This window comes from Mycobacterium nebraskense (assembly GCF_002102255.1).
GTDB classification, from domain to species: domain Bacteria; phylum Actinomycetota; class Actinomycetes; order Mycobacteriales; family Mycobacteriaceae; genus Mycobacterium; species Mycobacterium nebraskense.
In genome coordinates, this window is record NZ_LQPH01000119.1 from 1 (window position 1) to 17,309 (window position 17,309).

Annotated in this window: 18 protein-coding genes and 2 pseudogenes; 13 read left to right on the top strand and 7 right to left on the bottom strand. The window is 68.0% G+C overall.

What is annotated here, in order from left to right:
• Nucleotides 1-596: 596 nt before the first annotated feature.
• Nucleotides 597-1,202 (top strand): class I SAM-dependent methyltransferase, encoded by a 606-nt coding sequence (locus AWC17_RS14105; protein ID WP_052742821.1) that lies wholly within the window; start codon nt 597-599, stop codon nt 1,200-1,202.
• Here the strand turns inward: AWC17_RS14105 and AWC17_RS14110 are convergent.
• Both AWC17_RS14110 and AWC17_RS14115 read right to left on the bottom strand, forming a co-directional pair.
• Complete coding sequence (locus AWC17_RS14110; RefSeq protein WP_046185957.1) at nt 1,199-2,071, bottom strand: SDR family NAD(P)-dependent oxidoreductase; 873 nt, start codon at nt 2,069-2,071, stop codon at nt 1,199-1,201. The genes AWC17_RS14105 and AWC17_RS14110 overlap by 4 nt on opposite strands.
• Nucleotides 2,068-2,670: a TetR/AcrR family transcriptional regulator gene (locus AWC17_RS14115; protein WP_046185956.1), complete on the bottom strand. Its 603-nt coding sequence runs from the start codon at nt 2,668-2,670 to the stop codon at nt 2,068-2,070. Before AWC17_RS14115 ends, AWC17_RS14110 begins: the two co-directional genes overlap by 4 nt.
• A gap of 57 nt (nt 2,671-2,727) precedes the next feature.
• Between AWC17_RS14115 and AWC17_RS14120 the strand changes: the two genes are divergently transcribed.
• The 3 genes from AWC17_RS14120 to AWC17_RS14130 all read left to right on the top strand — a co-directional run bounded on the left by AWC17_RS14120 (nt 2,728) and on the right by AWC17_RS14130 (nt 6,445).
• Nucleotides 2,728-3,864 (top strand): phosphotransferase family protein, encoded by a 1,137-nt coding sequence (locus AWC17_RS14120; protein ID WP_046185959.1) that lies wholly within the window; start codon nt 2,728-2,730, stop codon nt 3,862-3,864.
• Nucleotides 3,864-4,979, top strand: coding sequence for an Rv3169 family protein (locus tag AWC17_RS14125; protein WP_046185955.1), 1,116 nt, complete (start codon nt 3,864-3,866; stop codon nt 4,977-4,979). The genes AWC17_RS14120 and AWC17_RS14125 overlap by 1 nt, the downstream gene beginning before the upstream one ends.
• Before the next feature lie 119 nt (nt 4,980-5,098).
• The gene (locus tag AWC17_RS14130; RefSeq protein WP_047324155.1) at nt 5,099-6,445 is read left to right on the top strand and encodes a flavin monoamine oxidase family protein; all 1,347 of its coding nucleotides are present in this window, start codon (nt 5,099-5,101) and stop codon (nt 6,443-6,445) included.
• Here AWC17_RS14130 and AWC17_RS14135 read toward each other — a convergent pair.
• Nucleotides 6,440-7,396 carry an alpha/beta fold hydrolase gene (locus tag AWC17_RS14135; protein WP_046185954.1) on the bottom strand — a complete coding sequence of 319 codons (957 nt, stop codon included), beginning with the start codon at nt 7,394-7,396 and terminating at the stop codon, nt 6,440-6,442. The two genes, AWC17_RS14130 and AWC17_RS14135, sit on opposite strands and share 6 nt — an antisense overlap.
• Nucleotides 7,397-7,527: 131 nt before the next feature.
• Here AWC17_RS14135 and AWC17_RS14140 point away from each other — a divergent pair, with 131 nt between their 5' ends.
• Nucleotides 7,528-8,889: a flavin monoamine oxidase family protein gene (locus tag AWC17_RS14140; protein ID WP_047324154.1), complete on the top strand. Its 1,362-nt coding sequence runs from the start codon at nt 7,528-7,530 to the stop codon at nt 8,887-8,889.
• Here the strand turns inward: AWC17_RS14140 and AWC17_RS14145 are convergent.
• Nucleotides 8,886-9,401, bottom strand: coding sequence for an STAS domain-containing protein (locus AWC17_RS14145; protein WP_082123111.1), 516 nt, complete (start codon nt 9,399-9,401; stop codon nt 8,886-8,888). The genes AWC17_RS14140 and AWC17_RS14145 overlap by 4 nt on opposite strands.
• 306 nt (nt 9,402-9,707) lie before the next feature.
• Nucleotides 9,708-10,770: pseudogene (locus tag AWC17_RS14150) on the bottom strand (AraC family transcriptional regulator).
• 213 nt (nt 10,771-10,983) lie between these two features.
• On the opposite strand from AWC17_RS14150, the gene AWC17_RS14155 reads away from it, so the two are divergent.
• Entirely contained in the window at nt 10,984-11,241 is a 258-nt protein-coding gene (locus AWC17_RS14155) for a DUF7218 family protein (RefSeq protein ID WP_007168278.1), read from the top strand.
• Here AWC17_RS14155 and AWC17_RS14160 read toward each other — a convergent pair.
• Complete coding sequence (locus tag AWC17_RS14160) at nt 11,235-11,819, bottom strand: nucleotidyltransferase family protein (protein WP_046185414.1); 585 nt, start codon at nt 11,817-11,819, stop codon at nt 11,235-11,237. The two genes, AWC17_RS14155 and AWC17_RS14160, sit on opposite strands and share 7 nt — an antisense overlap.
• Before the next feature lie 97 nt (nt 11,820-11,916).
• Here AWC17_RS14160 and AWC17_RS14165 point away from each other — a divergent pair, with 97 nt between their 5' ends.
• From AWC17_RS14165 to AWC17_RS14180, 4 genes are read left to right on the top strand one after another with little or no spacing between them, the layout of a single operon-like run.
• Nucleotides 11,917-12,642 carry a glycosyltransferase family 2 protein gene (locus AWC17_RS14165; RefSeq protein WP_046185415.1) on the top strand — a complete coding sequence of 242 codons (726 nt, stop codon included), beginning with the start codon at nt 11,917-11,919 and terminating at the stop codon, nt 12,640-12,642.
• Nucleotides 12,639-13,580: an acyl-CoA/acyl-ACP dehydrogenase gene (locus AWC17_RS14170; RefSeq protein WP_046185416.1), complete on the top strand. Its 942-nt coding sequence runs from the start codon at nt 12,639-12,641 to the stop codon at nt 13,578-13,580. The genes AWC17_RS14165 and AWC17_RS14170 overlap by 4 nt, the downstream gene beginning before the upstream one ends.
• 7 nt (nt 13,581-13,587) lie before the next feature.
• Nucleotides 13,588-14,361 carry a PIG-L deacetylase family protein gene (locus AWC17_RS14175; RefSeq protein ID WP_046185420.1) on the top strand — a complete coding sequence of 258 codons (774 nt, stop codon included), beginning with the start codon at nt 13,588-13,590 and terminating at the stop codon, nt 14,359-14,361.
• A complete protein-coding gene (locus AWC17_RS14180) occupies nt 14,358-14,984 on the top strand; it encodes an SAM-dependent methyltransferase (RefSeq protein ID WP_082123112.1) in 627 nt (208 codons plus the stop codon). The genes AWC17_RS14175 and AWC17_RS14180 overlap by 4 nt, the downstream gene beginning before the upstream one ends.
• Before the next feature lie 257 nt (nt 14,985-15,241).
• On the opposite strand, the pseudogene AWC17_RS14185 reads toward AWC17_RS14180, so the two are convergent.
• Nucleotides 15,242-15,376, bottom strand: a pseudogene (locus AWC17_RS14185) (microaggregate-binding protein 1); the annotation flags it as partial.
• A 94-nt stretch (nt 15,377-15,470) separates the two neighbouring features.
• On the opposite strand from AWC17_RS14185, the gene AWC17_RS14190 reads away from it, so the two are divergent.
• The 3 genes from AWC17_RS14190 to AWC17_RS32055 all read left to right on the top strand — a co-directional run bounded on the left by AWC17_RS14190 (nt 15,471) and on the right by AWC17_RS32055 (nt 17,179).
• Nucleotides 15,471-16,313: an SDR family oxidoreductase gene (locus AWC17_RS14190; RefSeq protein WP_046185417.1), complete on the top strand. Its 843-nt coding sequence runs from the start codon at nt 15,471-15,473 to the stop codon at nt 16,311-16,313.
• Between the two features lie 315 nt (nt 16,314-16,628).
• Nucleotides 16,629-17,027, top strand: a complete 399-nt coding sequence (locus AWC17_RS14195; protein ID WP_046185423.1) for a heme-binding protein — start codon at nt 16,629-16,631, stop codon at nt 17,025-17,027.
• Nucleotides 17,028-17,032: 5 nt separating this feature from the next.
• Nucleotides 17,033-17,179: a hypothetical protein gene (locus AWC17_RS32055; RefSeq protein WP_167385586.1), complete on the top strand. Its 147-nt coding sequence runs from the start codon at nt 17,033-17,035 to the stop codon at nt 17,177-17,179.
• The last annotated feature ends 130 nt before the right edge of the window (nt 17,180-17,309 follow it).

A 17,309-nucleotide genomic window follows, 5' to 3' on the forward strand; every position in this document is an offset into this window, starting at 1 on the left:
CCTCCGTGACGAAGAACTGGACGAAGAATTTGCTTTAGAAGCCTTGCCTAGCAACATATTTGGAGAATTCTAGGCCGTTAGTCCACTTAAGCAGATAAGCAGTATGTATGTTCGATACCCTTCAGGCGTGGGTTCCCGAATGAGCGCCGAACAGGCAAGAGAGCGGATCGGTACCGCTCTTGACGCGATCGACGCCGCCCACAACGTGCCGCGGGAGACCTCGTCGGACGTGGCGAGCAACGAATTCCGGATCGACGTCGCCGACCGGCTGGAAACCCAGAACCGCACCAACCGGGGGCTGATGTACCGGTTTTTCGCGGAGATCGCCGACCCGCCCGACGGAAGCTGGTTCGTGCCGGCGGTGCGCGACAAGCTGTGGGCCCGGCTGCGCATCACCCCCAACGAGATCACCCGGCGTTTGCGGCTCGCGGCCCGGATCCGGCCGCGGCGCTCGCTGACCGGCCCGCCCGTGCCACCGGAGCTACCGGTGCTGGCAGCCGCGGTGGCGGAGGGCGGTCGGCGAGGACCACCCTCACTCACCGTGCTGACGCGGCGAAGGCGCCTCGCCAATCCCCGCGCGGTGAGACACTCGGCGTGTGCCGCCGCATCGGGATGTCGCCGCGTTCGACGAACGTGCCGCCGGCTACGACCGCGGCTGGCGCGGCCGGCTGCACCACGAGATCGCGGAGCGCACCGCGCACCTGGCCGTGGCCACGGTCACGGCTCCCGAGTATGTGCTCGACATCGGGTGCGGCACCGGCTATCTGCTACAACTGCTCGCTCGCCGCTACCCGAACGCCAAACACCTCGCCGGCATCGATCCCGCCCCTCAAATGGTCTCCGTCGCAACGACTCTGGCCCACGACCCCCGCTTGAGCTTCACCCGGGGAGTGGCCGAAGATCTCAACTATGCCGACCGCGCCTTCGACCTGGTCGTCAGCACCACGTCGTTCGATCACTGGTCCGACCAGCTGACGGGCCTCTTGGAGTGCGCCCGGGTGCTGCGGCCCGGCGGAAGCCTGGTGCTCGTCGACCAGTTTTCGCTGTGGCTGGTGCCGACCCTGGCCGTCGGCCGTCGCGGCAAGGCCCGCACCCGGCGCCGCGCCGAGCGTCTGCTACTGCAGGCGGGATTCCAGTCCCCGAAATGGCAGCGGCTGCATGCCGTGATCATCAACGCGGTCACGGCGAAGACGCAGGCCTAGTCAGGCTCGAAGGGCCGGAAGCTGCCGTCGAGCACCTGCAGATGGCCGATCGTGCGACCGGTGACTTTTTCGGGATCGACCAGTGTCAATTCGACTGCGGCTCGCGCGAATTCGTCCGACGCGGCGGTCTCGTCGAACTCTCGGGCATAGTAGGCCAGCCCCGGGGTGAGGATCGGTTTCGACGGCGACAGGGCATTCACCGCGATGTGGTGATCGGCGAGATCGTATGCCGCGCACTGGGTCAGATGCTCGAGCGCCGCCTTGGATCCGCCATACCCGGGCAGCACGCCGCCGCTGCGGTCGGGGTATGGCCCATTGCCGGGGATTCTCGACGCGATCGAGGTGACATTGATGATCGATCCCCGACCCGCTTCGATCATGTCGGGGCATACCAGCTGCATCAGCTCGTAGGCGGCAAACACCGCGATGTCGAAATGCCGACGGTAGGCGGCCAGCGGGATGCTGACGAATCCCGGCCATCCCGGTTTGCCGCCGACCGCCGCGGGTTTGACGGACTTGGCGCGCGGTTCGGAGCCGGGCGCCGGGGGGCGGCCGGGCGCGGTAAAGGCCGCATTGTTCACCAGGATCGTGATGGGCCCCAACGCATCTCGCGCCGCACCGACCAACCGGGCGATGTCGTCACGGTCGGTCAGGTCGGCCCGGATCGCCACCGCGCGTCCGCCCGCCGCCTCGATGTCGGCCACCGTCTCGCCGATGGTGCCCGGCAACCGCTCGTCCCATACCTGCTCGGTGCGCCCCGCCACCGCCACGGCGGCGCCCTCCGCCGCGAGGGCAAACGCGATCGCGCGACCCAGTCCGCGGCTGCCGCCGGTGACAATCGCGGCCCGCCCCGCAAGCCGCCCCGTCATCGCGTCACCCCGTGCACCACGATGGCAGTGGTCTGCTCCACCCACGCATCGTCGAGTTCCTCCTCCGGGCGTAGCAGCATGCGCAACATCGTGGCCCCCCCAATCAACTCGATCAACCGGTCCGGGTCCACATCGGGATGCGCCTCGCCCCGGTCGACGGCGTCACTCAGCCGCACCCGCACCGTCGCGAACAGGTCCGCGAACCGGGACATCACCCGGGCGTTCAGCGCAGGATCGGCGGTCATGTCGGCGACCAGGCCCGGCAGGGCGGCGCGAACGACCGGGGTGGTGAAGACATCGCGGGTGGCCTCGATCATCATGCGGATGTCGGCGGCGATGTCCCCGGCCGGCGCCTCCAGCGCTGTGGGCGCCACCGGGAAGGCCGCCTCGTGCACCAATTCGGCCTTGCTCGACCATCGCCGGTACAGCGCCGATTTAGTGGTGCCCGCGCGCTCGGCGACCGCCGCCAGACTCAGGTTTGAATAGCCCATTTGGACAAGCAGTTCCGTGGTGGCCGATAGGATGGCCGAGTCGATACGCGGGTCCCGCGGGCGGCCGGCACCGGGGGCCTTGTCAATGGCGGACGGGTCTGCTTTCATAACGCTACCTACCGTATCGTAATTGCCGCGAAGAAGTCTCAAAGAATGGAGGCACCCGTGGCCAATGAACCCGTGCTCGACAAGGTCGACCGGCTTCAGCGCTCCAGCCGAGACGTCACGACGCTACCCGCGGTGATGTCGAAATGGCTGTCAACCGTGCTGCCCGCCGGGGCGACGCCGGAAGTCACCGTCGAAAGCGGCGTCGACTCGACGGGCATGTCGTCGGAGACCATCATCCTCTCCGCTCGCTGGCAGCAGGACGGGAAGCCGACCGAACAGAAACTCGTGACCAGGGTGGCGCCCGCCCCCGAAGACGTGCAGGTCTTCCCCACCTATCGGCTCGACCACCAATTCGAAGTCATCCGAAAGGTCGGCGAACTCACCGACGTCCCCGTCCCGCCGGTGCGCTGGCTCGAACCCACCGGCGACGTGCTGGGCACCCCCTTCTTCGTGATGGACTACGTCGACGGTGTGGTCCCGCCCGACGTCATGCCCTACACGTTCGGCAACAACTGGTTCGCCGACGCTCCGGCCGAACGTCAGCGCGAGCTGCAGGACGCAACGGTCGGGGTGCTGGCCAAGTTGCATTCAATCCCGAATGCCGAGAACACCTTTGGCTTCCTGTCCGAAGGGCAAGACGGCGACACCGCGCTGCGCCGGCACTTCAACTGGGTGCGGTCCTGGTACGACTTCTCGGTGCCCGACATCGGCCGCTCGCCGCTGCTGGAACGAACCTTCAGCTGGCTGCTGGACAACTGGCCGGCCGAACCGGCCGCGCGCGAGCCCGTGCTGCTCTGGGGCGACGCCCGGGTGGGCAACGTCTTATACCGCGACTTCCAGCCCGTGGCGGTGTTGGACTGGGAGATGGTCACCCTCGGACCCCGCGAGCTCGACGTCGCGTGGATGATCTACGCGCACATGGTGTTTCAAGAACTGACCGGCCTGGCAGGGCTGCCCGGCCTGCCGGAAGTGATGCGCGAAGAGGACGTCCGCGCCACCTATCAGCGCCTGACCGGCGTGGAAGTGGGTGACCTGCGCTGGTTCTACATCTATTCGGGCGTCATGTGGGCCTGCGTGTTCATGCGCACCGGCGCGCGCCGCGTGCACTTCGGCGAAACCGAGAGACCCGACGACGTGGAGTCGCTGTTCTACCACGCCGGGTTGATGAGACGCCTTATCGGAGAGGACCAGTAATGCTCGGACCGCTCGACGAGTTCCCGGTACATCAGATTCCGCAGCCGATCGCGTGGCCGGGTTCCTCGGACCGCAACTTCTACGATCGCTCCTACTTCAACGCACACGACCGCACCGGAAACATCTTCGTCATCAGCGGTATCGGCTACTACCCCAACCTCGGCATCAAGGACGCGTTCTTCCTCGTCCGGCGCGGAAATACCCAGACCGCGGTGCACCTGTGTGACGCCATCGACCAGGATCGCCTCAACCAGAACGTCAACGGCTACCGGATCGAGGTCATCGAGCCGCTGCGCAAGCTGCGGCTGATCCTCGACCAAACCGAAGGCATCGCAGCCGATCTCACCTGGGAAGGCCTGTTCGACGTCGTGCAGGAACAGCCGCACGTCCTGCGGTCCGGCAACCGGGTGACGCTGGACGCGCAGCGGTTCGCTCAGCTCGGCAGCTGGAGCGGCCGCATCGCCATCGACGGCGAGGAGATCGCCGTCGACCCCGGAACCTGGCTGGGTAGCCGCGACCGATCCTGGGGCATCAGGCCGATCGGCGAACCCGAGCCGGCGGGGCGGCCGGCCGACCCGCCGTTCGAGGGCATGTGGTGGCTGTACGTGCCCATGGCATTCGACGAGTTCGCGATCGTGCTGATCATTCAGGAGGAGCCCAACGGCTTTCGCTCGCTCAACGACTGCACCCGGATCTGGCGCGACGGCCGCGTCGAGCAGCTGGGCTGGCCGCGGGTCAAGATCCACTACCGCTCCGGCACCCGCATCCCGACCGGCGCGACGATCGACGCCACCGCTCCCGATGGCACCGGAATCCACTTCGACGTGGAGTCCAAGCTGCCGGTGCCCATCCACGTCGGCGGCGGCTACGGCGGCGACTCGGACTGGCTGCACGGCATGTGGAAGGGCGAGAAGTTCGTCGAACGCCTGACCTACGACATGACCGACCCGGCGATCGTCGCGCGGTCTGGTTTCGGCGTCATCGACCACGTCGGCCGCGCCGTGTGCCGCGACGGCGACCGCGAACCGGTCGAGGGCTGGGGTCTCTACGAGCACGGCGCGCTGGGCCGCCACGACCCGTCCGGGTTCTCCGACTGGCTCACCGTCGCCCCCTAGGCAGCCCGCGAACGTCGACTCGTTCCGAGATTCTCGGGCCATCTCGCGCAACAAAGTCGGCGTTCGCGGGTGTCGGCATTTGCCGTACGAAATCTCAGAAATGCGGTTGACTGGTGCGCGTGACAAATCCGCCGTGGATTGTCGACGTTGTCGTGGTCGGCGCAGGCTTTGCGGGGCTTGCCGCGGCGCGCGAGCTGGCCCGCCAGGGCCATGATGTGGTCGTCTTCGAGGGCCGCGACCGCGTCGGCGGTCGGTCCTTCACCGGCAGTGTGGCGGGGTTGCCCGCCGATCTGGGGGGCACTTTCGTCGGCCCCACCCAGGACGCCGTCTTGGCGCTGGCGGCCGAACTCGACGTCCCGACCATCCCGACCCACCACGACGGCAAGAACGTGATCCACTGGCGCGGCTGGACGCACTCCTACCGCGGCACCATCCCGAAGCTCTCGCTGACGGGACTGCTCGACATCGGCCGGTTGCGTTGGCAATTCGACCGGATCGCCCGCACCATCCCGCTGTCGGCCCCGTGGGACGCGCGCCGGGCGCGCGAGCTTGATGACGTGTCGCTCGGCGGCTGGCTGCGCTCGGTGCGCGCCTCCGCGTCGTCGCGCGACCTGCTGGCGATCGTGTCCCGGGTGACGTGGGGGTGCGAACCCGACGACGTGTCGATGCTGCACGCGGCCCGCTACACGCATGCCGCCGGCGGCCTGGACCGGCTGCTCGACGTCGAAAACGGTGCCCAACAGGACCGTTTTCCGGGCGGCACCCAGCAGATCGCCGAGGCCGCGGCCGCCGAGCTGGGCACCCGCGTCGTGCTCAACGCGCCGGTCCGCCGCATCGACCGGCACGGCGCAGGGGTGACGGTGACCACCGACATTGGCCAGGCGGAGACCGGATTCGTCGTCGTCGCGGTCCCGCCCGCGCATCGCGCATCGATCGAGTTCGCTCCCCCGCTACCCGCCGAGTACCACCAACTCGCCCGACATTGGCCGCAGGGCCGGCTCAGCAAGGCCTATGCAGCTTATTCCACGCCGTTTTGGCGGACCAACGGCTTCTCCGGCCAAGCGCTTTCCGACACGGGGCCGGTTTTCATCACCTTCGACGTCAGTCCGCACGCGGACGGGCCGGGCATCCTGATGGGCTTCGTCGACGCGCGCGCGTTCGACTCGCTGTCCCCCGAGCAGCGTCGCCACGACACTTTGCGCTGCTTTGCTACGCTGTTCGGCGACGACGCGCTCAAACCGCTCGACTATGTCGACCATCGTTGGGGCGCCGAACAATTCGCGCCCGGCGGTCCCACCGCCGCGGTCCCACCGGGATCGTGGACACGATTCGGACCGTGGCTGCGCGAGCCGGTCGGCCCGATTCACTGGGCCGGCACCGAGACCGCAGACGAGTGGACCGGGTTTCTCGACGGCGCCGTCAGGTCCGGCCAGCGGGCGGCCGCCGAGATCACCGCCTTGCTATGAACTGATCCGCACGTCCTGGGTCACCGATTCGGCGAGCCCTCGCAGGTGGCGATTCACCTCGCGCGGGTGTTCCAGCATCGAGCAGTGACCGCCGGGCAGCTCCACCAAGCCGACGACATTGGGCGCGGTGCCTGCGATCCTGCGGGCCTGGCTGATCGGGGTCAGCCGGTCACGTTCGCTGCCGATGACCAGGGTCGGCACCGTCAAACCGTCCAGCTCCAGGTATCGCGAGCCCAGCGCGGCGACCAGCATCCGGGCGCAACCGGCGCGCCCGGCGGGCGATGTCTGTTCGAAGAATTGGTGGACGATCCTGGCGATGCTGGGGTCGGCGTCCTTGCCCACCGCCAGCATCGCGACCAGGTAGCGGCTCGGGATGCGGGCGGCGCTTGGGATCGGGAACCCGCCGAACGCGTTGATCAGCGCGCGGGCGGCGACAACTCGGGCCGGCGACAGCCCATGCGGCACCGACAGCAGTCGCACCTTTCGGACCAGATCCCCGGTCGTGGTGTTGATCAGCGCGACGGCGTCGGCGCGCCGCCGCACCATGTGCCGGTAACGCGCCGACCATGCGGCGATGGTGATGCCGCCCATCGAATGTCCGGCCAGCAAGGCGCGCTCGTGCGGCGCCAACGTCGCATCCAGCACCGAATTCAAGTCGGAGGCAAGGTCTTTCAGGCTGTACCCGTTACGATTGGGCATGCCGCTGCGCCCATGGCCGCGATGGTCGAAGGCGATCACCCGGTAGTCGTTGGACAGGTCCGCGATCTGGTAGGCCCAGGCCCGGATGGCGCAGGTGATGCCATGGGTCAGGACAATCGGGTAGCCGTCGGGCGGCCCGAACACCTCGGCGTGCAACCGGGTGCCGTCGGTCGCCCGGACGGTCACGGTCTCGCTGGGCGGCAACACGACGGGGTAGGGGTCGACTGCGTGAGCCGGTCGTCGAGCACTCATCGCCGCTCCCCCCTCGAACACGGCGCCGTCGCCGCAGTTAAGGACTGGCGCAAGTTTATCCCTAAGGTCCGTTCGGATTCGGTAAATCCGGCAAACGATTGTGATGTGAGACGCTAACACCCGTGTACCCGATGTCCCGTCGGGAATTCATCGCCGCAACCACGGCTGTGGTTGGCGGCGGGCTGATGGCCGCCTGCGCACCCCGGCGCCCGCCGTCGGCGCAACCGCCGCGGCCCGGCACCCGGTCGGTGCTGGTCATCGGCGCCGGAATGGCCGGCCTGTCGGCCGCCCGCAGCCTCGCCGATGCGGGATGGGCGGTGCGCGTGATCGAAGCCCGTGACCGGATCGGCGGTCGTGTCCACACCGACCGCGACTGGGGCGCACCGCTCGAGATGGGCGCGTCGTGGATCCACGGCACGGCGGACAACCCGCTGGTGAAGCTGGCGCGGCAGGCGCAAGCGCAGCTGGTCACGACCGACTATTACGGCTGGGCCAAGCTCGTGGTCGATCCCAGACTTTCACCGCTCGACTACGACCCGACACTGTGGCGCGCGTTTGTGGAGCGAGCGCGTTTCCAAGTCGACGGCGGCAGCCTGGCCGCCGCGATCGACGCCGCGGTCGGTGGCGAAGCACTGTCCACCTCCGACCGCGCCCAGTTGGCCTTCTACCTCACCACCGAGGTTGAGGACGAGTTCGCCGCCGACGCGAATCAGCTGTCCGCCATCACCTTTGACGAGGGTGACTACACCGGCGGCGACCAGGTAATCATCACCAACGGCTACGACGCCCTGCCGAGGCTCCTCGCCAGCGGGCTACAGATCGAATTGAACGCGCCGGTGACCGCGATCGCGTGGCGCGACGATTCCGTCATCGTGCGGGCGAAAGATCGGTTGTTTCAGGGACACGCCGCAATCGTCACCGTTCCCCTCGGCGTGCTGAAAGCCGGTGCCATCACTTTCGATCCGCCCCTCCCCGAACGCCACGGCCACGCGGTCGACGCCCTGGGCTTCGGGGTGCTGTCCAAGAGTTTCTTCCGGTTCAACCGGCGCGGCTGGACCGTGGACAACGCCTTCTATCAATACCTCGCCGCCGACGGCGGCCGGTGGGCCCAGTGGTTCACCCTGCCGGCGGCGGCGGGCCCAATCGTGATGGCATTCAACGCCGGTGACCGCGGCCGCGCCGTTGAGTCCTCCTCGCCGCAGGAACTGCTGGCCACCGCGCAGCCCATCGCGCGCCGGCTGTTCGGTGATGACATCTCGCCGGTGGAGGTCAAGACATCGAATTGGAGCGCCGACCCGTATGCGCGCGGCGCCTACTCTTTTCACGCCCCCGGCTCCGGCCTCGATGACCGGCGCCAGCTCCAGGAACCGATCGGCGGCCGGCTCTATCTGGCGGGCGAAGCGGTCGGCGTCAACAATCCGGCCACGGTGCACGGCGCCGTGGCCAGCGGCCGGTACGCCGCCGACCAGTTGATGCACCGGTTGACCCGTTAGGAAGCAAGCCCGCGAAGTCGCGTCGATGCGTCGCTCTGCGGTTCGTGCTGTCGGGCCGGGCCCGAAATCAACCGACGGCGGGCCGTGGTGGCGCCTTCGATGTGCGCGAGGGCCGCAGCGACCGAGTCGGCAATGGGCAGGCCGTGATCCGGCACGACCCGGGTGAGCCGGCGCAGCACCGCGCCGCTGACCAAGCTGCACCGCAGCCCGGCCTGCCGATGCTCTTCGTCGAGGGCCAGCAGCGCTCGCAGGCCCGAGGCGGCAAGGAAGTCCAGGCCAGCGAGGTCAAGGATCAACGGGGCCTTCAGCCGCGAAAAGCGGCGAATGGCCTCGGTGATCAGGTCGGCGTTGGATGCGTCGACCTCGCCGTCGATGCGCAAGACGGTGGCTATGCTGCGGGCGTGAACATGGATTTGCGCTCCGGCGCAATCGATTTGGTAGCGGCTGCGCGGTTGTCCGAGCAGCTCGGGTGTATACAGATCGGGTTTAGGTGGATCGGGTAAGGCAGTCATGTTGAGTGCGCCCTTCAGGGTTTGTAGTGAGCAGGGCGAGCGACGACGGTGTCCAAATGGGGCCCGTTGATAAACGGCAGCTGGGACTCAACCTGATGACAGCTTACCGGCTACCGGTGCCGCCGGTGCGCATAAGCGACGCCGCGCAGTCCACCGCGTGACCGGAATTCATGCTCAAGCAGGCGGTTTCGGCTTCAACTCGGTGTGCGAAAAACACGTTTGGCGCGACATGGCGCGAAAGTGACAGCCGGTGAGATTCGGGGTGAACCCGGCGGGTCTGGCCTGCGGCTTAGCGGCGTGTCGTCGTCATGACCGCGGGGTCATGTGCCGGAGGGTGGTGTGCGGGCTCTGACCGTACGTCTGTCGGTACAGCACCGCGAACCGGCCGGGGTGCGCGAAACCCCAACGCTGCGCGATTTCGGTCACAGTGGTGTTGGACGGCGCCCCCGCCAACAGCTCTTGATGGGCACGGTTGAGGCGGACGCGGCGAATGTATTCCGTTGGCGTGCTACCGAGTTGACGGCGGAAGAGGTACTGCACCGCCCTGGGCGTCAAGTGCACGGCGGCCGCGACGTCGTTGATGCTGACGTCCCCGGCGGCGTGTCGATGGATGAAAGACACCGCGTCTTTCACCGATTCGGATAACGCGGGCTCGTTGGCCAGATCCTGCTCGGTGACGGCGGACGGGTAACACTCCAGCAGCGCACCGGCCAGCAGCGGAGCCAGGCCCGCCACGATGAGCGGCTGGTGGGCGGTGTCCGGGCCGGCCAGTGTCGAGGCCACGTAGTCCAGCGCCCGATGCCACGCCCGAACGGCCGTGCGCGAGCGTGGGCGGCAATCCAGGAAGTGGATCTGCTGCGCTAACGGCGCACGCCAATCCGCGGCGACCTTGTGCAGCACGTCCGCGGCGATGGTCACCACGTCGAACCGCGCGCCGTTGCACTGCAGCACGCACGGCATGCCGTGGGCGACCAATACCGGGAATTTCACCGTGGCTAGGGGACCGCCGGCAACGCTCATCGATCCCGCGCGAGGCTGGATCACGGCGACGCCGTCGGGGGCCGGAATCTCCAGGGCGACGCGACCCGGAATCATCACGTCGTCGACCGTCAACGAACCCGCTTCGCAGCGCCGATGGGAAACGGGCGAGCGGCTCGTGAGCCCGGTGATGTGCCAGCCGGGGTTGTAGGCGCCGGAAAAAAAATTGTCGCGCGGCCTGCGCATCACCGGTGCGAAACTCGTCGTACCGAACTGCCGGGGCCGGGTGGGCGGGGCTGACGTCGGCTTGACCCGCATCAGGCAAATGACCGACTGCACCGACGACCCCACCGGGGCCGGTGCTATCGGTAATACTCGTCACGGTGGTCATAGTTGGCGCCGCCCCGAGGGCTTTCGCGCTGTCATCATTGCATCACCGGGCGCCCGATGACTGCAAGCGTTGCAGCAACCAACATGGGCCCCCTTCTACGCGACCACAGCGCCAACATGGGTTTTCACAACAACATGGGTTTTCACCACGTCCCGGGCGGGCACCCTGACCAGGACGCCAGGGACGTTTCATCGTGAGATAGGAGGATGAACCATGCCGAATTCGTCGATCAAGAACGAGAAGTTGTACAAGGACCTTCGCAAGCAGGGCGACTCCAAGGAAAAGGCCGCCCGCATTTCAAATGCGGCCGCCGCTCGGGGCAAATCCTCGGTCGGGCGCAAAGGCGGCAAGTCGGGTTCTTATCAGGACTGGACCGTCCCGCAACTGAAGAAGCGCGCGAAAGAACTTGGCATGTCCGGGTATTCGAGCCTGACGAAAGACAAGTTGGTAGCCAAGCTGCGCAATCACTGAGCCGTGAGGCCGAGCCGCTCGACCAGCACCAGGAACGCGACCGCGTAGTCGTTGTCGGCGGTGCGCGCCCTGACCCGCTCCCAGTCCAGCTGTTCGCGGACGGCACGCACGGCCGGTAGCAGCTTGGCGAAGTCGCAGTGATGCTCGCCCAGGGAACGCAATTGCTGGATGAGCACCATCGTCGGCGGCAGCACCGGCATCCTGATGGCCAGCACGTCGTGCTGCTTAGCGCAGTCCAGCGTCGAGGATTCCACCCGCACGCCGTTGAGGCGGTGCAGCACATCGACGACCGTATCCCCGGTGCGCGCCTTGAACAGCCAATCCTCCGGGGGACGTTCGACGGCGAAGCCGGCATCGCTGAGGGCGGCCGCGGCGTCGTCCACATCGGATTCGGCCACCACCAGGTCCACATCGTGCGTGGGTTCGGGCGCGCCGTAGGCCCACAACGCGTAGCTGCCTGCCAACGCGAAAGGTGGGCCGTGCTCCTTGAGCGCCGACGCCGCGCCGCGCAGCGCTTCCCGCAACCGAGCGTTGGACGGAGGCGCGTCGGCGTGGATCTCGTGGGTGCCATGATGCATAGGTCATACCCCGCTGGCGCACGGTACAACCTGTGCGGACGCGGCGGCAGGGTTGGTAGCCCGTTTAACATGCGGCCAATTGGGCAAGTCTTCCGTTGTGTCAACCGCTTGGCTTCGCGCCTATGACGCCGCCGCCGTCGTGATCCCCGCCCATAACGAGCGGGCGAAACTGCCCGCCTGCCTGCGCGCAGTGCTCACCGCCGCTCTGTGCGCCCCGATCCCGGTCACTATCGTTGTGGTACTCGATGACTGCGATGACGGCAGCGACCAGCTGGCCGGCGAGTATGGGCCCGACGTGCATTTCATCAGCGTCGACGCGCACAATGTCGGCGCCGCGCGGGCGGTCGGCTTCGGCTACGCGCGCTCGCTGTTCGGGACCGACACCAGGTGCTGGTATGCCACCACCGATGCCGACAGCCGGGTCGACCCCGGCTGGCTGGTGCATCAGCTGGAAGTCGGCGACGACATGGTCCTGGGCGTGGTGCGGGTTACCGACTGGGGCCACCACGGCGCCGAGGTCGCCCAACGTTATCTGCAGTCCTACCAAGCGGACCCGGTATATCAGAACGACCACCACGACCACATTCACGGCGCCAACATGGGTTTCAGCGCACGGGCTTACTGGCGGGTCGGCGGCTTTCGCGCGCTGGCCTCGGGCGAGGATGTCGACCTGGCCGAGCGCTTGGAGGCCGCCGGTTACCGCATCCACCGTGACACCGAACTTTCCGTCATCACGTCGGCGCGAACCCAGGCTCGGGCGCCACACGGGTTCGCTCACCACCTCAGGCAACTGGGGAGATCGGTGGCGGGTGATTGCGCGTGACGGCGGGATTGGTCAGGCACTGGCTGGAGTCGGGGCGACTCGAGCTGCCACTACCCGCCTCCGGCCGCACCGCCGAACGCTGGCAACGCCTGGCGTCGCTGGCCGAGGAGAACATCGTGGCGGCCAGGGTCGCCGAAGCCCACGTCGACGCCGTCGCGATACTTCACGAACTGGGCGGTAAACCGCCGGAATCCGGCCAGCTGTGGGGCGTTTGGGCGGCCGAAGCCTCGGACGCGGTCCTCACGGCCATCGACGTCAACGGCGCGTTTTCCCTGGCGGGCACCAAAGTATGGTGCTCGGGCGCCGGGTTCTGCACCCACGCCCTGGTGACCGCCCGGCTCGAAGACGGCACACGGGGCCTGTTCGCCGTGCAGGTTACGGACGCAAGCGTCAAGCCGTTGCCCAGCACCTGGTGGAATGCCGGGATGGCCGGCAGCGATACCCGGCCGGTGCAGTTCACCAATACCCACGCCGTCGCCGTGGGTGATCCCGGCGACTACTTGAATCGGCCCGGGTTCTGGCACGGCGCGATCGGTGTGGCCGCCTGCTGGCTCGGGGGTGCGCGCAGGGTCGCCGATCCCCTATATCGTTGCGCCGGAAGTGAATCCGCCGATGCCTACTCGTTGGCGCATCTCGGCGCCGTCGATGCCGCGCTGGCCGCGGGCGATGCGATCCTGGCCACGGCGGCGGCACAGGTCGACTCCGACCCGTTCGACCGGACCGGTACCGCTCAACTGCTGGCCCGCCGCGTCCGCACGATCGTGGAACACGCGGTGGACGAAGCCATCACCCGCACCGGCCGCGCGCTGGGGCCGGGCCCGCTGTGCCAGGACGGCCGGCACGCCCAGCGCGTCGCCGACCTGAGCATCTACATCCGGCAAAGCCACGCGGAGCGGGACCTCGCCGAGCTTGGCCGGCTCGCGGGCCGTCAGCGCTGAGGCCGCCGTGAGGACCGTACCGACCAGCAGCAGCGCGCGGTTCGCGGCCAAGCCACTGACCCATGGCGGCACCCCGGCGCCGTTGTGGCTGGCCGCTTTTGAGCGCGGGCCCCTGCCGGCACTGGATCTGACGCGGTGCCGACGGCTGATCGTCGTGGCGCCCCACCCGGACGACGAGACCCTCGGCCTGGGCGCGATGATCGCACAACTGATCGCGTCGGGCGTCGACGTCCGGCTGGTGTCGGTCAGCGACGGCGGCGCCGCCCAGCCCGGAGCGACGCTGTCCGGCCGGATTCGCCTGGCGACCACTCGCCGGTACGAATTACACAGGGCAACAGGTGTTTTGGGGCTCGCTCCCCCGACGCGCCTGGGCCTGCCCGACGGCGAGCTGGCCAACCACGAGGATCGGCTCACCGGGGCACTGGTCGAAATCCTGCGGACCGCCGGCCCCGACACCTGGTGCGCCGCCACCTGGCGCGGCGACGGCCATCCCGACCACGAAGCCGTGGGACGTGCGGCCGCAGCGGCATGCGCGCGCACCGGCACCGCGTTACTGGAATACCCGGTCTGGATGTGGCACTGGGCCACCCCGGCCGACCCCGTGGTGCCGTGGGACCGCGCCCGCTCGGTCCCCACCCCCGGCTGGGCCGTGAATCGCAAACGCCAAGCGGCGCAATGCTATCGGAGCCAGTTGCGGCCCGGCCGCGGTGAAACGCCGCCCGTGTTGCCGCCGTTCGTCCTGCAGCGACTCCTCGCCGTGGGAGAGGTGGTCTTCCGGTGAGCACGCGGCTGCCCGACGCCTACTTTGACCGGATGTACGTCGGCACCGACGATCCCTGGCAGCTGTCGACGCGGTGGTACGAGCAGCGCAAGTACGCCATCACACTCGCGCTGTTGCCCGCCCGCCGATACCGCCACGCCTTCGAACCGGGCTGCTCGATCGGCACGCTGACGGCGGAGCTGGCGCGGCGCTGCGACCACGTGACGGCGGTCGATGTGGCCGATGCGGCGGTGCGCGGCGCGGACGCGTGGCTGCGCGAGGCCGGCTGCCGGGACCGGGTGACGCTGGCCCGGTCGTCAGTGGACGCGACGTGGCCGGCCGGGCCCTTCGACCTGCTGGTGCTCAGCGAGGTCGCCTACTACCTGCAGGGCGAGGCCCTGGCCGCGGTGCTGCGTCGCGAATGCGCCCGGCTGCAGCCGGGCGCAACGATCGTTGCCGCCCATTGGCGTCACCATGTGGCCGATTACCCGCTCACCGGCGACGCGGCCCACGACATCATCGCGCGTACGCCCGGGCTGACGTCGCTGGGCCGTTACCAGGACCGCGACGTCATCGTGGAGGTGTTCGACACCGGCGATGGGCGGTCGGTGGCGGCCCGCGAAGGGGTACCCGGGGCGCGCTGACCGCCCCGCCGCCACGTGACTGCGCGGGCGGGAAAGTGGGTAGGAGAGACCCTATGCGTGTGGCGACCTTCAACATCCTGCACGGCCGCGACAATGCTCGCGACCCGGTCGCTCAGGCCCATCTCCCACCTCGCTAACCCATCGGCCGGCGGTTCTCGCCAGGAATAACCGGACGTGGTGGTTTGAAAACCGCCCGCCTGCGCGGACGCAAAGAAGGAGCCCGGCCCCGAGCGGGACCGGCCCCCTTCACCAACGACTTATTGGTTTTCCTTCTGGCGCTGTTCGGCGGCCTCCGCGCCGGCCCGCGCGGACACGGCTTCGGCCTCCTTCTTGCCCGCGTCACGCTGAGCATCGGCCTTGTCCTGCTGGGCCTGACCCGTCAAACGCTCCCGGTGGTGTGCGCGCGATCACGGGAAAGGGTTTACCGCCAAATCGGACCGTTTCAACCGTGATGCTCTGGGTAGTAATGAGCGACAAACGAAAGGGGTGAGGCTTCTGACCACCACCATCGCCGTGATCGGCGCGACCGGCACAGCCGGATCCCGCGTCGTCGCCAGGCTCAAGGCCCGGGACGTCGCGGTCGTCGAGGTTTCCCGCGCACATGGCGTCGACCTGCTCGACGGCGAGGGCCTGTACCGGGCGCTCAAGGGAGTAGATGTCGCGATCGACGTAGCCAACCCCGTGCCGGACGATGGACAGCCCGCCATCACCCAGGCTCTGGCCACCGCCTCCCGCAACGTCATGGGTGTCTGCTCCGCGCAGGGAGTCCAGCGCCTGGTGGTGTCGACGATGGCCTGCATCGACGATCCGGTGTTCGACGGGACCCCCTACTACGAGGCCAAACGCGCCGCGAAAGAGATCCTGCTCGACGGTCCGGTCCCGACCACCGTCGTGAAGTCCACCCAGTGGTTCGAATTCGCCACCTGCCCCGCGGGGCCGGTGAATTGTGACGGGGACGAGGTGATCGTCGAGGACTGGCTCATTCAGCCCATCGCCGCCGACACCGTCGCGGACGTACTCGTCGAGACGGCCCTGGGACAGACGCCTACACCGCGCACCATCACCGGTCCGGACGCCATCCGGCTGCCCGAACTGACATCGAAAGTCCTTGCCCGGCAAGGCGATAATCGTCCAGTGCGCATCGTGCCGCCCCCGGTTCACGCACTCGCCGCGGGAGCACTGCTGGCTCCCGATCACGCGATCGTCCTCGGCCCCGACCTCGAGACTTGGCTCCGCACCCTGGTGCCCGCGGGCACGGACGGCCACGCGGAGGACGGCAGCGAAAGCGCGCACGCGTCGGTGCACAGGCCGGATTTTTCCCCGATCTGAGCGGAGAGTCGCGCGGCCGGGAAACGATAGAGTTCTCGAACGGTGGGGCGCCGAATGCAGGTCACGATGCCGTCACGATCTTGATCACGATTCCCTAAGAACTGCCCTGTTCTCCCTAAGAAATCTCAGCATCGCCGGACGGATTTGATCGTTCGCTTAGTGAACGGCTTCGTTCCGTGGCCGTATTGGGGGGTTAACGGTTCTTGCGTTCGTCGTCAGCGAACGCCGCCAATTTCCACTTCCGCTACTTTGGTTTTCGAGGATCGGGAGCCTCTGTCGAAGAATCAAATCGCAATTTCGAAGGACACACTGATCATGAAAATCAGCAGTATTGTCGCGCGTCGGCGACTGGCCGGCATCAGTGCCGGCTGCCTGCTCGGGGGAATCACCATGGGTGTCGTCGGCGCGCCGTCGGCGGCCGCAGCGCCCGACTGCAGCCCCGGCGGTGTGAACGCCACTGTTTCGTCCGTGCAGGGCTCGGCCGAGCAGTACCTGGCCGCGCACCCAGGCGCCAACCAGGTGGTCACGGCCGCCTACGGCCAGCCGCGTCCGGAGGCCGAGTCGAGCCTGCGGGGCTACTTCATGGCCCATCCGCAGGAGTACTACGACCTGCGCGGCATCTTGGCGCCGATCGGCGACACCGAACGGCAGTGCAATGTCAAGGCCCTGCCGCCGACCCTGGCATCGGCCTACCAGGAGTTCATGGCCGGCTGATTCCGGTGATCCGCAACATCGGCTACCCGGCGGGACTGCCACCGGCGGCCCAGTCGGCGCCCCCGTCGGGCATGGCGATCGGGCCACATCGCGTGTACCTGACCCTGGCTGACGCGCCCTATGTGGTCGGCGTCGCCAAACCGCGCCTGTGACGTATCAACGGATCGTCGGCTACATTTCGGGCAGGTGCGGCCGGTAAGGAGGCGCTGGCGTGACCGACCCGCAGGACCCGTATTGGCAGAACCCGTACACGTACGACCCGCTGGGCCGGGTCCCGCCCAC